Annotated in this window: 14 protein-coding genes; 4 read left to right on the forward strand and 10 right to left on the reverse strand. The window is 67.0% G+C overall.

The features are described 5' to 3' along the window. Nucleotides 1–120: 120 nt before the first annotated feature. Together aspA and GE073_RS04685 are read right to left on the reverse strand one after the other, a co-directional pair. On the reverse strand, nucleotides 121–1,539 hold the full coding sequence (aspA, locus tag GE073_RS04680) for an aspartate ammonia-lyase (RefSeq protein WP_153782874.1): 1,419 nt from the start codon (nucleotides 1,537–1,539) through the stop codon (nucleotides 121–123). A 173-nt stretch (nucleotides 1,540–1,712) separates the two neighbouring features. Further along, a complete protein-coding gene (locus GE073_RS04685; protein ID WP_153782875.1) occupies nucleotides 1,713–3,110 on the reverse strand; it encodes a GNAT family N-acetyltransferase in 1,398 nt (465 codons plus the stop codon). Between the two features lie 126 nt (nucleotides 3,111–3,236). On the opposite strand from GE073_RS04685, the gene GE073_RS04690 reads away from it, so the two are divergent. Beyond that, on the forward strand, nucleotides 3,237–3,668 hold the full coding sequence (locus GE073_RS04690) for a hypothetical protein (RefSeq protein WP_101808580.1): 432 nt from the start codon (nucleotides 3,237–3,239) through the stop codon (nucleotides 3,666–3,668). Nucleotides 3,669–3,770: 102 nt separating this feature from the next. On the opposite strand, the gene GE073_RS04695 is transcribed toward GE073_RS04690, so the two are convergent. From GE073_RS04695 to GE073_RS04710, 4 genes are all read right to left on the reverse strand, one after another. Further along, a complete protein-coding gene (locus GE073_RS04695; protein WP_101808581.1) occupies nucleotides 3,771–5,003 on the reverse strand; it encodes a cation:proton antiporter in 1,233 nt (410 codons plus the stop codon). A 2-nt stretch (nucleotides 5,004–5,005) separates the two neighbouring features. Beyond that, nucleotides 5,006–5,500 carry a cation:proton antiporter regulatory subunit gene (locus tag GE073_RS04700; protein WP_028598088.1) on the reverse strand — a complete coding sequence of 165 codons (495 nt, stop codon included), beginning with the start codon at nucleotides 5,498–5,500 and terminating at the stop codon, nucleotides 5,006–5,008. A 142-nt stretch (nucleotides 5,501–5,642) separates the two neighbouring features. Beyond that, nucleotides 5,643–6,044 carry a hypothetical protein gene (locus GE073_RS04705; RefSeq protein WP_153782876.1) on the reverse strand — a complete coding sequence of 134 codons (402 nt, stop codon included), beginning with the start codon at nucleotides 6,042–6,044 and terminating at the stop codon, nucleotides 5,643–5,645. Nucleotides 6,045–6,161: 117 nt separating this feature from the next. Then, complete coding sequence (locus tag GE073_RS04710; protein WP_416362083.1) at nucleotides 6,162–7,859, reverse strand: M3 family oligoendopeptidase; 1,698 nt, start codon at nucleotides 7,857–7,859, stop codon at nucleotides 6,162–6,164. 185 nt (nucleotides 7,860–8,044) lie between these two features. Between GE073_RS04710 and rbsK the strand changes: the two genes are divergently transcribed. After that, nucleotides 8,045–9,076, forward strand: coding sequence for a ribokinase (gene rbsK / locus GE073_RS04715; protein WP_228551269.1), 1,032 nt, complete (start codon nucleotides 8,045–8,047; stop codon nucleotides 9,074–9,076). A 242-nt stretch (nucleotides 9,077–9,318) separates the two neighbouring features. Here the strand turns inward: rbsK and GE073_RS04720 are convergent, their stop codons facing one another. After that, complete coding sequence (locus tag GE073_RS04720; protein WP_153782878.1) at nucleotides 9,319–9,942, reverse strand: TetR/AcrR family transcriptional regulator; 624 nt, start codon at nucleotides 9,940–9,942, stop codon at nucleotides 9,319–9,321. 241 nt (nucleotides 9,943–10,183) lie between these two features. Here GE073_RS04720 and GE073_RS04725 point away from each other — a divergent pair, with 241 nt between their 5' ends. Then, entirely contained in the window at nucleotides 10,184–11,659 is a 1,476-nt protein-coding gene (locus GE073_RS04725; protein WP_153782879.1) for a DHA2 family efflux MFS transporter permease subunit, read from the forward strand. A gap of 151 nt (nucleotides 11,660–11,810) precedes the next feature. Here GE073_RS04725 and GE073_RS04730 read toward each other — a convergent pair whose 3' ends face one another. Further along, nucleotides 11,811–12,263, reverse strand: coding sequence for a DoxX family protein (locus tag GE073_RS04730; RefSeq protein WP_228551270.1), 453 nt, complete (start codon nucleotides 12,261–12,263; stop codon nucleotides 11,811–11,813). Nucleotides 12,264–12,293: 30 nt separating this feature from the next. After that, on the reverse strand, nucleotides 12,294–13,265 hold the full coding sequence (locus GE073_RS04735) for an aldo/keto reductase (protein ID WP_153784658.1): 972 nt from the start codon (nucleotides 13,263–13,265) through the stop codon (nucleotides 12,294–12,296). A 101-nt stretch (nucleotides 13,266–13,366) separates the two neighbouring features. On the opposite strand from GE073_RS04735, the gene GE073_RS04740 reads away from it, so the two are divergent. After that, entirely contained in the window at nucleotides 13,367–14,005 is a 639-nt protein-coding gene (locus GE073_RS04740; protein ID WP_153782880.1) for a hypothetical protein, read from the forward strand. A gap of 67 nt (nucleotides 14,006–14,072) precedes the next feature. On the opposite strand, the gene GE073_RS04745 is transcribed toward GE073_RS04740, so the two are convergent. Next, a complete protein-coding gene (locus GE073_RS04745; RefSeq protein ID WP_194843270.1) occupies nucleotides 14,073–15,920 on the reverse strand; it encodes a hypothetical protein in 1,848 nt (615 codons plus the stop codon). Between the last annotated feature and the right edge of the window lie 460 nt (nucleotides 15,921–16,380).

A 16,380-nucleotide genomic window follows, 5' to 3' on the forward strand; every position in this document is an offset into this window, starting at 1 on the left:
CTCCTCGGTTGGTCGAATGTCCTCTCTGTCAGCTCGAGCTACTCAGAACATCACCAAGGGGACAAGCGGCGCAAACAAGGCGGACGGGCAGGGCGGCAACATTTCTTTTAGAACCGGAAATTACTTCGCGTCCTCGAGCAGATGCTCGCCGGCAATGCCGGGCGAGGTCATCGCGTACGGATCGAGAATCTCGGTCATCTCCTCCGGCGTAAGCAGGCCGCGCTCGAGGATCAGCTCGCGGATCGTCAGGCCGGTCGCGAGCGCCTCCTTGACGAGCTGGGCCGCCACCTCGTATCCGAGATGCGGGTTGAGCGCGGTGACGATGCCGAACGAGTTCGCGACATAGCTCTCGCAGCGCTCGCGGTTCGCCTGCATGCCCTCGACGGCATGGCGGAGGAACACGTCGACGCCGTTGCGCAGAATCTTGAGCGACTGCAGCAGGTTGAAGGCGATGACCGGACCCATGACGTTGAGCTCGAACTGTCCCGCCTCGCATGCCATGCACAGCGTATGGTCGTTGCCCATCACCTGGAAGGCGACCTGGTTGACGACCTCGGCCATGACGGGATTGACCTTGCCCGGCATGATCGACGAGCCCGGCTGGCGCGGCGGCAGCGACAGCTCGGCGAGGCCGACGCGCGGACCGGAAGCCATCAGGCGGATGTCGTTGCAGATTTTGGACAGGTTGACCGCGCATACCTTGAGGGCGGCCGACAGCTCGGTGTAGGCGTCGCTGTTCTGCGTGGCGTCGACGAGATCGTCGGCGGCGCGGATCGGCAGCCCCGTCTGCTCCTGCAGATGGGCGATGACGGAGGAAATGTACTCCGGCTTGGCGTTGAGGCCGGTGCCGACCGCCGTCGCGCCCATGTTGACGGTCAGCGCATGAAGGGCCGCGCTGCGGATGCGGGCGATGTCGCGGCCGAGCACGGCGGCGTAGGCGCCGAATTCCTGGCCGAGGCGGATCGGCACGGCATCCTGCAGATGCGTGCGGCCCATCTTGATGACGCTGTCGAACTCGTCGCGCTTGGCGAGGAAGCCGTCCTGCAGCGCTTGCAGCGCCTCGAGCAGATGCTGGGTCAGCGTATAGGCGGCGATGCGCAGCGCGGTCGGGATCGCGTCGTTCGTCGACTGCGACATGTTCACATGGTTGTTCGGACTGCAGTGGAAGTAGTCGCCCTTTTCCCGTCCGAGCAGCTCGAGCGCCCGGTTGGCCAGCACCTCGTTCATGTTCATATTGATGGACGTCCCGGCGCCGCCTTGAATGCTGTCGACGATGAACTGGTCGAGCAGCTGCTGCTCGATCACCTCTTCGGACGCCTTCACGATCGCTTCGCCGATCGACGACTGCAGCAGATGGACGTCCATGTTGGCGCGTGCGGCGGCTTTTTTCACATGGGCCAGCGCGACGAGCAGCTCCGGATGGATCGGCACGCCGGTGATCGGGAAGTTTTCGACGGCGCGGAGCGTCTGGATGCCGTAATAGGCGCTCTCCGGAACTTCTTTTTCTCCAAGAAAGTCATGCTCGAGTCTAAACGCCATCTTCTATTCATCCCTTCTGCATATCCTTCTCTCGTACAAGCCGAGGGTGAAGCCGGGCAGATTCTACCATGCGCCCCGCCCTTCCGTCAAAAGCTCGCGCTAATGCTCTGCCGCGAAACAGAAAGCGTCCTTCGCGGGCAGCAAGGCGCACGGGCGAAGGACGCAGGAGCCGGTCAAATATAGCTGAGTCCGGCCGTATATGGAAACGGGAGCGGAAAGTAGGTCCGCAGCTGCCGGGCTTCGGCATCGGTCAAAGGCAAATGGCGGCTCGTCCCGCTCGAGGAGCGGGGGTCGGCCGGGCATTCCGCCGCGGCTGCGGCCGTGCCGGGCTTGCCGGTGCGGCCGGAGGCCCGAGCCCGGCTCGAAGCGCCGCCGCTCTCGCTCGCGGCCGCCGATTCGGCCTCGGCGCTGCCGCCGGAGGCGCCGGCGAGCGCGGGCAGCAGATCCGCCGAATCGCGCTCGCGCTCCGCGGCCTGCTGCCGGACGAAGGCGTCAGGACCGTCATCCGGCTCGGCGTCGGGTCCGTCGAACAGGAGCAGCGTCCAGTCGCGCGCGCTCAGCGGTATGAGGCGCCCGTCAAGCGCGAGGGCATGCTCGCCCTCGGCCAGCCGCTCGACGGTCCAGTCCGGGAGCCGGCTGCCGGCTGCCGCCGCTTTCGCCTCGAAGTATGGCTGCAGCTGCCGCCAGAGCAGCGGCAGGTTCATGATGCGGACGGTGCCTTGGTTGTGGCTGTCGGTGTAAGGATGCCCTTCCAGCAGCTGCATCATGCGGCGCTCATGGGCGGAAGCGAACAGCAGCAGGGAGGAGAGCTCCAGCTGCGCCATCGCTGCGCGCGCGAGCGGCAGGACGTCGGCGGCCTTGCCGCCCCATTCGACGACGAACGGCTCCAGGTCGGAGCCGTCCGGGATCGGTCCGGCGGCGATGACGACATAGGCGAGCAGCCGACCGGCAGCCTCGGCGACGAGCACCTCGTGATGGAAGCCGTACATCGCCGCGACCGCTTCGCTCGCCAGCTCGGACGCGAAGTCGGGGATGCTGCGCAAATAGCCGGCCGGCTTGGCGTCGGCAAGCTCCTTGAGCCGGAACCAGTCGTCGGCCGCCATCGGCCGGACGCGCATGCCCGGCGGCAGCGTCTGCGCCGCGTCCGGCGCGGCGGCGAGGCGGTAGCGGCGCACCGAGCCGAAGGCATGGCAGCCGCCCCGCCGGTAGAGGGAGCGCGTGCCGGAGACGAGCATGAGCGCCGCTTCCATCCGCTCCGCCTGATGGAACGCTTCCTGGAGCAGCACGCTGGCATGTCCCTGCCCCCGATAGTCGGGATGCGTGCAGACGGAGCCGAGCGCGCAGACGCTCAGCAGCGCGGGGCCGATCCGGATCTGATGGGGCACGAACCCGATGAACGAGACGAGGCGGCCCTCCTCGGCGATGCCGATCGACAAGCCGATCGCCGGATCGAAGATGCGGGGAAAGCTCGTCCCCATCGAGGGCTCGCCTTCCTCGCGGAAAATCCGGTCGGCGAGGGCGACGGCCTCGTTCAGCTCCTGTCGGTTCAGGCGCTTGCGCAGCTGCTTCATGCGGACTCACTCCTTTGGCGGCAAGAATGCGGATGGAGAGAAATATGGCGCGAAGGGGCTTCCATCCATTCCAAATCTAGAAACCTATCATATGCTATCCTATCCTCGTTGGAAAGGAGGGTTCCTATGTCCCGCTTCCTTGATCTTAAGACTAGCCAGAACGCCAGCTTCGCGAACTCGATCGCAATTCCGATCACGATCATCAACGAAGATCAGCTTATCGCCCAGCAGACGCTCGACCTGACTGCCGGAGTCTCAGGTCAGACGCGGGTCGATTTTGTCGGCATGATGGCCATCCAGCTCGGCTTGCTGCCGGTGGCGACGACGGTGACGATCAGCGTCGTGCGCGGCACGCTGCCGACGGATACGCTTGTCTTCTCCGCTGCCCAGGTGCTCGACATCAGCCTGCTCGGACCGCAGCTCATCAATATCGCCGGCTCCGACTTCTTCGCTCCGAACGCCGTCCAGACCTACACCGTATTCGCCTCGGTCTCGGCTCTCGGCGCCACGCGCGTCGGACCGGAAAGCTTCAACTTCATCGGCTCCTCCGACACGTAGGGCAAGCCGGCAAAAAAGAAAGCGGTCAGCAGCCTAGGGCTCTGACCGCTTTTTGGCGAGTGGAGGAACCGGCGCGGCGGCAAGGCGCCGGCCGGCGGATCGTCAGCTGCTCGTCTCCGGAGCCTGCTGCTGCCGGCGGTCGTAGCGAGCGTTGAACTTGAAGATCGGATCGAGCATCCGGAATACCCACTTGCTTTCCTTGGTCAGCAGCGGCCCGAGAATCGCGAGGATCAGCACGTACAGCGCGGCGAACGGCTGAATGATGGCGGCCAGGCCGCCGGCCATCGCCAGATTGGCCATGATGATCGAGAACTCGCCGCGCGCGACGATCGTCAGGCCGATCTTGGCGGAGGCGTACGGCGGAATGCCCGCGCTGCGGCCCGCGAGCATGCCTGCGGCGAAGTTGCCGACCAGCGTGATCGCGACAGCGCCGAGCGCCATCCATACGGCTCCGCCAAGGGCGGTCGGATCGATCGTGAGGCCGAAGCTGAAGAAGAACATCGCTCCGAAGAAATCGCGGAACGGCAGGATGAGCTTTTCGATGCGGTGGGCATGCTGGGTCTCGGCCAGCACGAGCCCGACGAGCAGCGCGCCGATCGCCTCGGCGACGTGGATCGTCTCGGCGAAGCCTGCGATCAGGAACAGCGAGCCGAATACGATGAGCAGGAACAGCTCGTTGGAGCGGATGTCGAGCCAGCGGTTCAGCTGAGGGACGAGCTTGCGTCCGACGATGAGCACGCCGAGCATGAACACGAGCGCGATCAGCGCCGACAGCAGCACGCCGCCGAGGCTCGAGGACGAGCTGAGCACGAGGCCGGATACGATGGAGATGTAGAGGGCCAGGAAGACGTCCTCGAACATGATGATGCCGAGGATCATCTCGGTCTCCTGGTTGGCGGTCCGCTTCAGGTCGACGAGCACCTTGGCGACGATGGCGCTGGAGGAGATCGTCGTGATGCCGGCGATGATCAGCACCTCGGACAGCGGCAGGCCGGTCAGGAAGCCGTAGAGCAGGCCGAGCGTGAAGTTGATGCCGATGTAGATGCTGCCTCCGACGACGATCGACTTGCCCGACTTAATGAGCCGGCCGACGGAGAATTCAAGGCCGAGGTACAGCAGCAGGAACAGCACGCCGATGCGGCCGAAGAAGTGGATGAGCTCGGCGCTTTCGACGAAGCGGAAGTCGAAGTGTCCGATCTTGAACGCATGCGGGCCGACGAGCATGCCGACAATGATGTAGAACGGGATGACGGAAAACTTGAGCTTGGCGGACAGTATGCCTGCAAGCGCGACGAGGCCGATGGCGAGGCCGATTTCCATGACGAGATGGTCCATCGTCACTCACATCCGTTCTTCAGGATGTCGCGGAACGCCTTTTGCTGGCTGCGTTCGCCGGCTACGATCAGGAGTGCCTCCTCGGTGAGGACCAGATCGGGTCCCGGGTTGATATGCTTCGTCGCTCCGCCTTTCTCGACGACGGCGAGCACGCTCGCGCCGGAACGGTTGCGGACTCCGAGCTGCCCGATGGAGCTGCCGACGCTCTTGTAGGTCGGCTCCACCCGGTACCATTCGATGATGAGGTCGTCGAGCACCATCTCGATGTTCTCCAGCGCGCGCGGCTTGTATTGCATGCCGCCGACGATGGAGGCGAGCATGCGCGCCTCGTCGTCGTCGAGCGAGAAGACGGGCTTGAAGTCGTTGTCCCGATCCGCTTCCATATAGCACTCGCGGCGGCCGTCGTCATGCACGACGACGATCAGCACGTCGCCCCCGCGCGACTTGATCTGGAATTTTTTGCCGATTCCCGGCAGGTACGTCTCTCTGATGTCCATACATCTACCTCCTGTAGTGGGTTCTCTCCTCTAGTGCGTTAGCTTGCCGAAAAAAGCCGAATCCTATCGCTCCCCGCCGAAAAAGCAGAGAGCGTCCGCTCCGCGCGGCGACAGGCCGGGCGGGGGGAGGACGAGCCTTGCGTCAGGCGGCATAAGAGGCGCTGCGGACAGGAGCGAGCAGGCAGCGGACGAGCCGGCGGGCGACGGATGGCGCGGTGCGCAGCTTGCGCGACCAGGCGGGAGCGGCGAATACCGCGGCCAGCATCAAAATCGCGGCGGCCAAGGGCGGCGCGAGCGCGGACGGAGCTTGCGACGGAGGATCGGGACGATGGAGCGGACCCGACTGCTCCCGTTCGGCCGCATAGGAGCGGGCCGTCACGGGCACGCCGGTGTCGAACGAACGGGACATGGCGCTTTCGGCGGCCGCCCCGGCGGCGGCTGCTTCCGGCAGCAGGATCGGAGGGGTGGGCGTGGAGCAGATCAGGATCAGGGCGACCAGCAGCAGCGTAAGCCAGCGTGCGGGCGAGCCCGAGCGATTCATCATGACCTTTCCCCCCTTTTTGTTAGCTAATTACCCTTATTATACGGAATAAAAGCGATTTGGTGGCAAAAAACAGCCCTTTTCCTTGAAATTCAAGGAAAGGGCTGCGGAAAAAAGGGCTTAGAAGCTGCTGTCGTCGACGCTGTCGAGCCAGCTGCGGATCTCGCCGATGACGCTCGTCACGGAGCCGTCCTCGAACGGAGACAGCAGCCCCGCGCTAGCGGCGAGCGCGGTGAAGGACTTGCTGCCGCCGAGCCGGCAAAGAGCGAGGTAGTCCTGCCAGGCGGCGTCGAAGTCCTCCCTCGAGCGCTTCCAGAACTGGAAGGCGCACAGCTGGGCCAGCGTGTAGTCGATATAGTAGAACGGCGTCTGGTAGATGTGGCTCTGGCGCTGCCAGCGGCCGCCGCCTTCAAGGTAGGCGTTGCCGTCGAAGCTGCGATGCGGCGTGTAGACGCGCTCGATTTCCCGCCACTTGGCCTTGCGCTCGGCCGGCGTCGCCTCGGGATGCTCGTAGACGAAGTGCTGGAACTCGTCGACGCTCACGCCATACGGAATGAAGCTGAGCGCGGAGGCGAGATGGTCGAAGCGGTATTTGTCCGTATCTTCTTGGAAGAACAGCTCCATCCACGGCCAAGCGAGGAACTCCATGCTCATGGAGTGGATCTCCGCCGCCTCCATCGTCGGCCACAAATACTCCGGCACGTCGAAGCCGCGGCTCATGTACACCTGGAACGCGTGGCCCGCCTCATGCGTCAGCACGTCGATGTCGCCGGAGGTGCCGTTGAAGTTGGCGAAGATGAACGGCGACTCGTAATCGAAGATGTACGTGCAGTAGCCGCCGCCTTCCTTGCCCTTCTTGCTCAGCAGGTCGAGCAGCTCGCGCTCGGACATGAACGTGAAGAACTCGTCGAGCTCGGGGCTCATCTCGCGGTACATGCGTCGTCCCTGCTCGAGGATCCAGTCGGGATCGCCCTTGGGCGTCGGGTTGCCGCTCTTGAAGCGGAAGCCCTCGTCGTAGTAATGGAGCTTGTCCACGCCGATGCGGGCCTGCTGGCGCTCGTACAGGCGGGAGGCGACCGGCACGATATGCTCGCGCACCTGGCGGCGGAAGTTCGCGACCATCGCCGCGTCGTAATCGGTGCGGCCGAGGCGGTCGTAGCCGAGCTGCACGTAGTTCTCGTAGCCGAGCTGGCGGGCGATGCGCGTGCGCACCTGGACGAGCTCGTCGTAGATGCGGTCGAGCTCGGCCTCGTTGCCGGCGAGGAAGCCGAAGGCCGCTTCGCTGGCGCTTTTGCGGGTGGCGCGATCCGTCGACTGGGTATACGGCGTCAGCTGGGACAGCGTGCGCTCCTCGCCGTCGAACGGAATCCGGGCGGAGGCGATCAGCTGGCTGTATTCGGTGCGCAGCTTGTTCTCGAGCTGGAGGTCCTCGATGATCTCCGGCTTGAACGTCTTGAGCGCGAGCTCGGCCGTGCGCAGCAGCTGCGTGCCGTACTTCTCCTCGATCCCGCTGCGGAACGGGGACTCGGTGAGGGCGCGGTAGTAGTCCGTGACGTACTCCTGGAGGATCGGGGACGTCTCGTCGGAGTAGTCCTGCTCGGCTTTGTAGAAGGCATCCTCGGTATTGATGGAGTGGCGGATGTAGACGAGCTGGAACATCGTCTCGATCTCGTTGCGCAGCTTGTTCACGGCGGAGATCGCCTCCAGCAGCTCCTCGAGGCTGGCGGCGGCGCGCATGGCGGCGATCTTTTCCTTGAAGGCGTCGGCTGCCGCTTCGCGGTCCGGCCGTTCGTAGCGGTATTCGCTGAATTTCAACACGAGGGACACCTCTTTCGTTATCGTTGTCGTCCTGCAGGAAACAATCTCCATTATACCGGATCGGCGATTGCCGGTGGAGGCGAATTTCCTTATAGCCGTGCTTTCCCGCCATCGCTCCCCTGCGCAGGAAGCTTGAAATGAGCTAGAATGAGAGAGGCTGAAATGAAGGAAAGGTGCGTGCAGGCATGATGAAGCAAGGAGCGAACGAGAGGAACGGAGCGGCTCCGGAAGCCGCGCCGCAAAGGCGGGACGTCCCGGGACGCGCGGCGGCGCCGCCGCGCGTCGCCGTGGCCGGCAGCCTCAATATGGATCTGGTCATCAGCATGGGCCGGATGCCGCTGGCCGGAGAGACGATCAGCGGCAGCGCGCTGCATACGCTGCCCGGCGGCAAAGGCGCCAATCAGGCGGCCGGCTGCGCCCGGCTTGGAGCGGCGACCGAGATGATCGGCCGCGTCGGCGAGGATGCCTTCGGCAAGCAGCTGCTGGAGCAGATGCGGCGGATGGGGGTCGGCGCCTCCGGCATCGGCGTCCATCCGAGCGAGCCGACCGGCGTCGCCTCGATCTATCATACGCCGGAGGACAACTGCATCGTCATCGTCGCCGGCGCGAACGGGGAATGCGGCGAGGCGTGGGTGGAAAGCCGGCGCGAGTCGATCGAGCGCGCGCAGGCGCTGCTCGTGCAGCTCGAGATCCCGCTGGAGGGCGTGCGCGCGGCGCTGCGCATCGCCCGCGAGGCCGGCGTCGCGACGGTGCTCAATCCCGCGCCGGCGCAGCAGCTGCCCCGGGAGCTGCTCGAGCTCGCCGACTACATCACGCCGAACGAGACCGAGTTCGCCGCCTTGACGGGGGCATCCGCCGAGTCGGAGGACGAGCTGCGCGAGGCGATCGCCGCCTGGCAGGCAAGCGTGGGCGGCCGCGTCATCGTCACGCGCGGCGCCGCCGGCTGCTCGTTCGTCGGCGAGGACGGACGCCTCGTGACGGTGCCGGCGCCGCGCGTCGAGGTCGTCGATACGACCGGAGCCGGCGACACGCTGAACGCGGCGCTGTGCGTCAAGCTCGCGGAGCTGGCCGCGCAGGGAGCCGCCGCGGGCGACGCCGAGCTGCTGGAGGCGCTGCGCTTCGCCGTGCAGGCGGCCTCGCTGGCGGTGACGCGCTTCGGCGCGCAGGACGGCCTGCCCTCCCGCGAGGAGGTCGAAGCGGCGCTGCAGCAGGCTTGAGGCTTGAGGCGCATTCGCGCCGCCGGCTGTGCTCTGGCGACAGCAGGCTTTACCCTGCGCCAGCAGGCTTGGCTTCGGCCGCCCCGACCGTTCTTCCGAACGGCCGGGGCGGCTTTTTCGCGTCGGACCAAGGCGATGCGGAGAGGACGCCGACAGAAAAAATCCGAAGCATCGCGGGCGCGATGCCTCGGATCGGGGAAGCCGCGCGTGCGGACACGGCGAAAAAAGCGGCCGGCGCGGCGCTACTCCGCGCGGAACAGCGGCCGGATCGCGGTGCAGACGATGCGCCGGACGATCTCCTCGGGATCGACCTCCAGCTTTTCGTGCAGATGAAGCAGCGACTGCGGCGAGAACAGCGAGATGAGCAGATGGGCGCTCACGGCCGGATCGACCGCCTCGATCGTCTGTCCCTTGATCCGGGCTTCGTCCAGCAGCGCCTGGATCGTCTCGTACAGGAAGCGGTAGGGAGGGCTCTCATAGAACTGCTCGATCTCCTTGAACGTGTTGCGCCCGTTGTAGATCGCCGTGTGCATCGCTTCGACGATGCGGCTGTCCGCGATCAGATGCTCGACGACGAGCGTCGCCAACGCCGCCAGACGCACGCACGGAGGCTCGCCGGCGAGCGCTTCCAGCCGGACGAGGATCGACTCCCGCAGCCTGTGGAACTCCTCCTCCATCAGGCATAGGCACAGGTCGCCCTTCTGGGCGTACCGGCGGTACAAGGTGCCCTGGCCGACTCCGGCCGCCTTGGCGATCTGGTGCATGCTGACCGCATCGACGCCATGCTCGGCGAACAGGCTGCGCGCCGTATCCAATATGGATGCGCTCAGCTCGCGGGATCCTTTTCGTTTATCCGGAATCGGCATGCGCTTTCATCTCTTTCCTAAAAAGTTTACAACTAAAAAACGTCGTTGACAGGCGGACAATTGTCCGCTATAGTCAAAACGTTTCCCATAAGCGGACAATTGTCCGCTTGCCGTACCGGACGGCTCGAAGCCGCTTGCTGCCTTATTTTATCCCTTCTGCGGGCAGGGGTCAATGAAGGGCGGACCGCGGCCGGCGCCTCCGGGCGGAGGGAAGGAAAAGAGAGATGAAGGAGTGGAGAGCATGTCGCAAGTCGCAGGGGGCGGCCCGGCCGGACCGGAGCTGTCGATGCGGGCCATACTGGCGCCGCTGGTGGCGATCATCATCGGAATGTTCATGGTCATTCTGGACGGGACGGCGATGAACGTCGCCGTGCCGAAGCTGCAGCAGGACTTCGGAGGCGCGTCGCTGTCGCTCATCCAGTGGACGATCACCGGCTACGCGCTCGCGCAGGCCGCAGTCATCCCGCTGGCCGGCTGGCTGTCGGACCGGTTCGGAGCCAAGACGATCTTCATTCTGTCCGTCGTGCTGTTCACGCTCGGCTCCGCGCTGTGCGCGATGGCCGGCAGCGCGGAGCAGCTGATCGCGTTCCGCGTGCTGCAAGGGCTCGGCGGGGGCATGGTCGCGCCGATCGCGATGGCGTTCACGTATCGGATCGCGCCTCCGGGCAAGGTCGGCGCGGTGATGGGCATGATCGGCATCCCGATGCTGCTCGCTCCGGCGCTCGGTCCGGTCGTCTCGGGCTGGCTCGTGGAGTACGTGTCCTGGCACTGGATCTTCCTCATCAACCTGCCGATCGGCGTCATCGCCGTCATCGTCGCGCTGCGCACGCTGCCGGTCATCGACCGCCAGACGGTGCCCGTGCTCGACATGATGGGCATCGTGTTCGGCCCGCTGGCGTTCGCCGCGCTCGCCTACGGCGTCTCCGAGGGCGGCACGGACTGGACGTCGGCGCGCACGCTGACGGGACTCATCGTCGGCGGCGTTGCGCTCGTCGTCTTCATCATCGCGGAGCTGCGCCGCTCGAACCCGCTGCTCGAGCTGCGCGTATTCCGCTCGCCGAACTTCACCAAGGGCATCCTCGTGCAATGGATCTCCCAGGCGGCGCTGTTCGGCACGATCTTCCTGCTGCCGCTGTTCCTGCAGACGGCCAAAGGCTACGGGGCGCTGGACACCGGCCTCATCCTGCTGCCGCAGGCGCTCGCCGCCGGCCTGTTCATGCCGATCGGCGGCAGGCTGTACGACAAGGTCGGGGCGCGCCCGCTCGTCATGACGGGCATGGCGCTCGTGAGCGTGGCGGCGTTCCTGCTCTCCGGCATCGAGGCGGACACCGGCGTCGGCTCGCTCATCCTGCCGCTCGCGCTGATCGGCGCCGGCATGGGCCTGTCGATGATGCCGCTCAACACGCATATCATCCAGTCGGCTCCGGCCCAGCTGGTCGGACGCGTCACGTCGCTGACGGCGGCGGCGCAGCAGGTCGTCAGCTCGTTCGCCATCGCCGGCCTCTCGACCTACCTGACCGGCCGCATCAAGGACAACGGCCCGGAGCTGGGCGCGCAGCCCGCCGAGCTGCTCAGCGCCTCGTACGGCGACACGTTCGCGCTGCTCATCTGGATCGCGGCGACCGGCGTCGTGCTCGGCTTCCTGCTGAGCCGTCCGAAGCCGCAGGAAGGCGCCGCGCCTTCTTCCGAGCCGGGCATGATGATGGGCGGGCACTGACGCTTCGCTTCGTCCATGAAGCAGGTCCGCAGCAGCAAAAAGGCGCTTCGCGTCCCCTTGCGGGGAGCGAAGCGCCTTTTTGGCGGAGCAGGGCCCGCATGCGGTCGTCAGGCGGACCGGGGCGCGCTCATGGCCAGCGGCCGCCGGGCGGTCAGCGGGCTTTGCGCGGCGGGCCTTTGAGCGACGTGTCGCGGGAAGGGTAGCGGGTGCACCAGAGCGCCCACCAGACGAGCAGCGGCTGGGCGGCGACGCGCAGCCAGAGCGCCGTTTTGGAGGCGCTGTCGCTGCCCGGAGCCGGAATGCCGCGCGCGGCGGCGTAGACGTTGGCGACGACGATCACGACCAGGTAAAGCGCGGCGAACAGGCCGGTCCAGCCGCGCGTCGCCGGCACGAGGACCAGCGCGGCGATGGCCAGCTCGAGAATGGCGGTCGCGTAGACGATCGGCAGCCGCAGCGGCACCCAGTCCGGCAGCATCGCCGCGAAGCCGTCCGGCTCGCGGAAGTGGTACAGGCAGGCCGCGACCATCAGCGCGGCGAACAGCAGCAGGCCGATCAGCCGCGGCCAGGTCGTCTGGAAATAGCGCAGGTCGGAAGCGGATGTCATGAGCTTCGATTCCTCCTCATCGGTGGCGCGTCAGATCCGGTAGCGGGCGAACGGCTCGCCGTAGCGGAACGGCCGGCTGATGCGCTCCAGCTCGTCCTGGATGGACGGCTCGAGCGCGAGCTCGAGGCTGCGCAGATTGGCCGTCAGCTGCTCGACGCTCGTCGCGCCGGCGATGACGGTCGAGACGGCCGGCTTGTCCATCAGCCAGCGGATCGACAGCGCGGCCGGCTCGCAGCCCGCCTCCTCGGCCAGCTCGGCGACATCCTGGCCGAGGCCGATGACGTCGCCTTTCAGGAAGCGGCCGAACGAGCCGTCCTTGTCGAGCCGCGAGCCGGGCGGGGCTTCCGCTCCGGCGGCGTATTTGCCCGTGAGGATGCCTCCCGCGAGCGGGAAGTAAGGGATGAGTCCGATGCCTTGGTCGAGGCAGAGCGGCACGAGCTCCAGCTCCGGCGTGCGGTCGGCGAGCGAGTAGCTCGTCTGGATGGAGACGTAGCGCTCCAGCTGCAGCCGGTCGCTGATGCCGAGCGCTTTCATCAGCTCCCACGCCTGATAGTTGGACGCGCCGATGTAGCGGACCTTGCCGGAGCGGACCATGTCCTCGAGCGTGCGCAGCGTCTCCTCCAGCGGCGTCTCGGGATCGAACGTATGGATCTGGTACAGGTCGACGTAATCGGTGCCGAGCCGGCGCAGACTGCCCTCGAGCTCGGCCGTCAGATGCGCCCTCGACGCTCCGCGCTTCCCCGGCCCTTCGCCGCGCGGCAGGCCGGCCTTGGTCGTCAGCACGGCATCCGCGCGGCGGCCGGCGAGCGCCTTCCCGATGATCGTCTCGCTGAGCGTGCCCGCATAGATGTTGGCCGTATCGAGGAAGGTGATGCCGGCGTCGAGCGCGGCGTGGACGATGCGGATGCTCTCCTCCTCGCCGGTCCGCTTGCCGAAGGCGTTCGTGCCGAGGCCGAGCGCGGAGACGGTCAGGCCGCTCGCGCCGAGCTTGCGGTACGTCATGGTCATGGGAACGTTCCTCCTCCTGATTCGAGGTGATGGATGATTTTCCAGCCTCCTATGCATACTACCGCTAGGAAACGACTGGAAGGGTGAAGCGAGCGATGTATTCCCGATTGAAGAAAAAGCTGCAGGAGCTGCTGCGAGGCAAGGCTCCGGGAGGGCTGCTGGCATGCCGGCTGGCGGCGCTGCCGGCGGTGCTGGCGGTCGCGGCGGCCGGCGCGCTGGCGGCTCCGGGCACGGCGCAGGCGGCGCCATTTCGGCTCGACCAGGATGTCGTGCCGGAGCAGAGCCAGGCGAGCGCGTCGGAGCTTGTCCGCCATGCGGACGGCATCGCCGTGGGGAGCTTCGGCGAGAGCGACCGCATGGTGCAGACCGGCCAGAGCGCCCCGCAGGGCAGGCTGGTCAACTTCGTGCAGAAGTTCACGGTCAAGCGCTGGATCAAAGGCGGCGGCAGCAACGAGCTGACGGTCGTCACGACCGGGATCGAGCCGCTGCCGCCGCCGTCGCAGCTGGAGGCCAACGAACGCTATCCCGGCGCATGGGCGACGGGACCGGATTACCTGCTGTTCCTGCACAAGCTCGAAGGCACGGACAGCTATGTGCCGCTCGGGCTGCTGCAGGGCGTCTACCCGATTCAGGGCGGACGCACCGTCAGCCTGGAGGACAAGGGCTTTCCGCAGCTGAACGGCATCGCCGAGGCCGGCGTGCAGCAAGCCGTGGACCGATTGGCCGGCAGCTGATGCCGGACCGGCCGTTCCCCCGATTATAGCATATCCCGAGGCCTGAGGGCTGCCGGACGGCAGCCGCTCAGGCCTTTGGCATTGGCCGGGCGGAGGGGCGCCTCAGCCGCGCCACCCGCGCCGACGGGGCGCCGCGGGCAGGGGGACGCAGCAGCGGCGCGCCCCTGCCCGCGGCGCAGGGCAAAAGCAGCGTGACGTCCGCGCTCGGAGCGCCGTGCGACGCGCCGAGCGCGGCGTCCGCCTCATGCCCCGCCGGCCCCGCGAGCAGCAGCAGCCGCTGTCCCGGCTCGAGCAGCAGCAGTCGCTGCAGCTCGGGCAAGCCGGACCAGCCGCGGCGGGCGAGCAGCACGGAGCCGGGGAGGCGGCAGCTTTCCGCGCCGTCCGCAGCGTCGTCCGGGATAACCGGATCGACGGGGCTGGACGCGAGAGCCGGGGCGAGCGGGCCGCCCGGTGGCAGGAGCTCGGCAGCCGGAGGAACCGGGGGGGCCGGAGGGTGCGCGGAGGCTGGAGGTAACGCAGCGGCCGGAGGTAGAGGTGCAGCCGGAGGTAGCGCCGCGGCCGGGAGAATCGGGCCACTCGGTGGCAGGAGCTCGGCAGCCGAAGGAACCAAGGCGGCCGGAGGACGCGCGGAGGCTGAAGGTAACGCAGATGCCGGAGGTAGCGGTGCAGCCGGAGGTAGTGCTGCGGCTGGGAGAATCGGACCGCCCGGTGGCAGGAGCTCGGCAGCTGGAGGAACCGGGGCGGCCGGAGGAATCGGACCGCATGGAGCTTCGCAGCCGGGTGCCGGCTCCGGCGTCTGCGGGAGCAGAGCCGGCTGCCGCCGCAGTCCGCGTGCGAGCCAGCGCGCCGAGAGCGCGGTCAGGAACAGCCGGATGTCGCTTTGCAGCCGTTCGAGAGCGGCCTCTTCCGGTCGCGCCAGCGCAGCCGGATCGATGTCGATGCGCGCCCCGGATGCGGCCGGAGCCGGCTCTCCGCTGCCGAGCACGAGCACATAGTCGGCTGGCGCCTGCCGACCTTGAGCCGGCAGCTCGCGTGCAGTCGGAACGCCGCCCGGCAGAGCGCTTCCCTCGTCGGGAGCTGCTGCCGCAGGGAGGCCGGTTTGCGCGTTCGGCACTTCGCCCGGCAGGACGTTCCGGCCGCCGGGAAGCGACGTCACAGGGAGGACAAGATTCTGCACGGGACGGCCTCCCCCGGCAAGCGCGCTCCAGCCGCCGGGAGTCGCTGCCGCCGGGATGTCGGTCAGGGCGATGAACTCTCCCAGCTCCGCCGCCGCTCCGGCATGAAGCACGCCGCCGCCGACGACGATCAGGGGCCTCCGAGCGCGCGCGAGTCCGTCCGCGATCCGGTCCAGCTGCTCGTCGCGGATCGGCGGCTCGGAGACGAGCCGTTCCATATAATCCTCGCTGTCCTCGTAGGCGGGCATGGAGAAGGGCGGGCGGCGCGAGCGTTCGCCGGCGAAGGAAGGAGCCAGCCGCACGAGCGCAGGACCCTTCCGGCCGTGCCGCGCCGCAAGGAAATAAGCTTTTTCCAGCGTGCTGCGGCAGTCGTCCTCCTGCCGCAGCAATGCGCTCGACTTGAAGCCCGAGCCGGACCGCGACGGCCTGCCGGCGCAGCCGGGCAGCAGCAGCAGCAGCGGCACGCTCGCGGCCGACAGCGCCCGGATCGAGGCCGCCTCGGCGCGGGACAGCTCTGCGCTTGTCCCGATCGCAGCCGCCGGGGAGCCGGAGGCGAGAGCATAGCCTTCCGCCGCGCTCAGCGCGGCCGCCAGGCTGGAGCAGCCGTGGACGGACAGGCCTGCCCGCCGGGCAGCCCCGGCCAGCTCGCGGACGAAGGATGAGTCCGACGCGCGGTCGCAGTAGATCTGACGCAGCCCTTTTTCCGCCCATATGGTCATGACGACGTCCGATCCGTTCATGTGCCGATCTTCCACTCCTTCCGCTCTATCTCTTACCATATGAACGGCCGCGGCAGTTGGAAAGGGACAACAGGCGGGGGGAGCGCGGAAAAAACGGACTTGCAGGGGCGACTGCGCGCGAGAACCGGGCCGGAGCCGGGCGAACCAAGGCAGAAATATGCCTTGGATTCGGCCCTCCGGCCGGGAAGCGGGCCCAACCAAGGCAGAAATGTGCCTTGGATCCGGCCCTACGACCGGGAAGCGGGCCAACCAAGGCAGAAATGTGCCTTGGATTCGGCCCTCCGGCCGGGAAGCGGGCGAACCAAGGCAGAAATGTGCCTTGGATCCGGCCCTACGACCGGGAGCCGGGCGAACCAAGGCAGAAATGTGCCTTGGATTCGGTGCAACCGTGGAATCCGGGCGAACCAAGGCATAAATGTGCCTTGGATTCGGTGCAACCGTGGAAACCGGGCGAACCAAG

It is taken from the genome of Paenibacillus sp. B01, from assembly GCF_009649995.1.
GTDB classification, from domain to species: Bacteria; Bacillota; Bacilli; order Paenibacillales; family Paenibacillaceae; genus Paenibacillus_O; species Paenibacillus_O pasadenensis.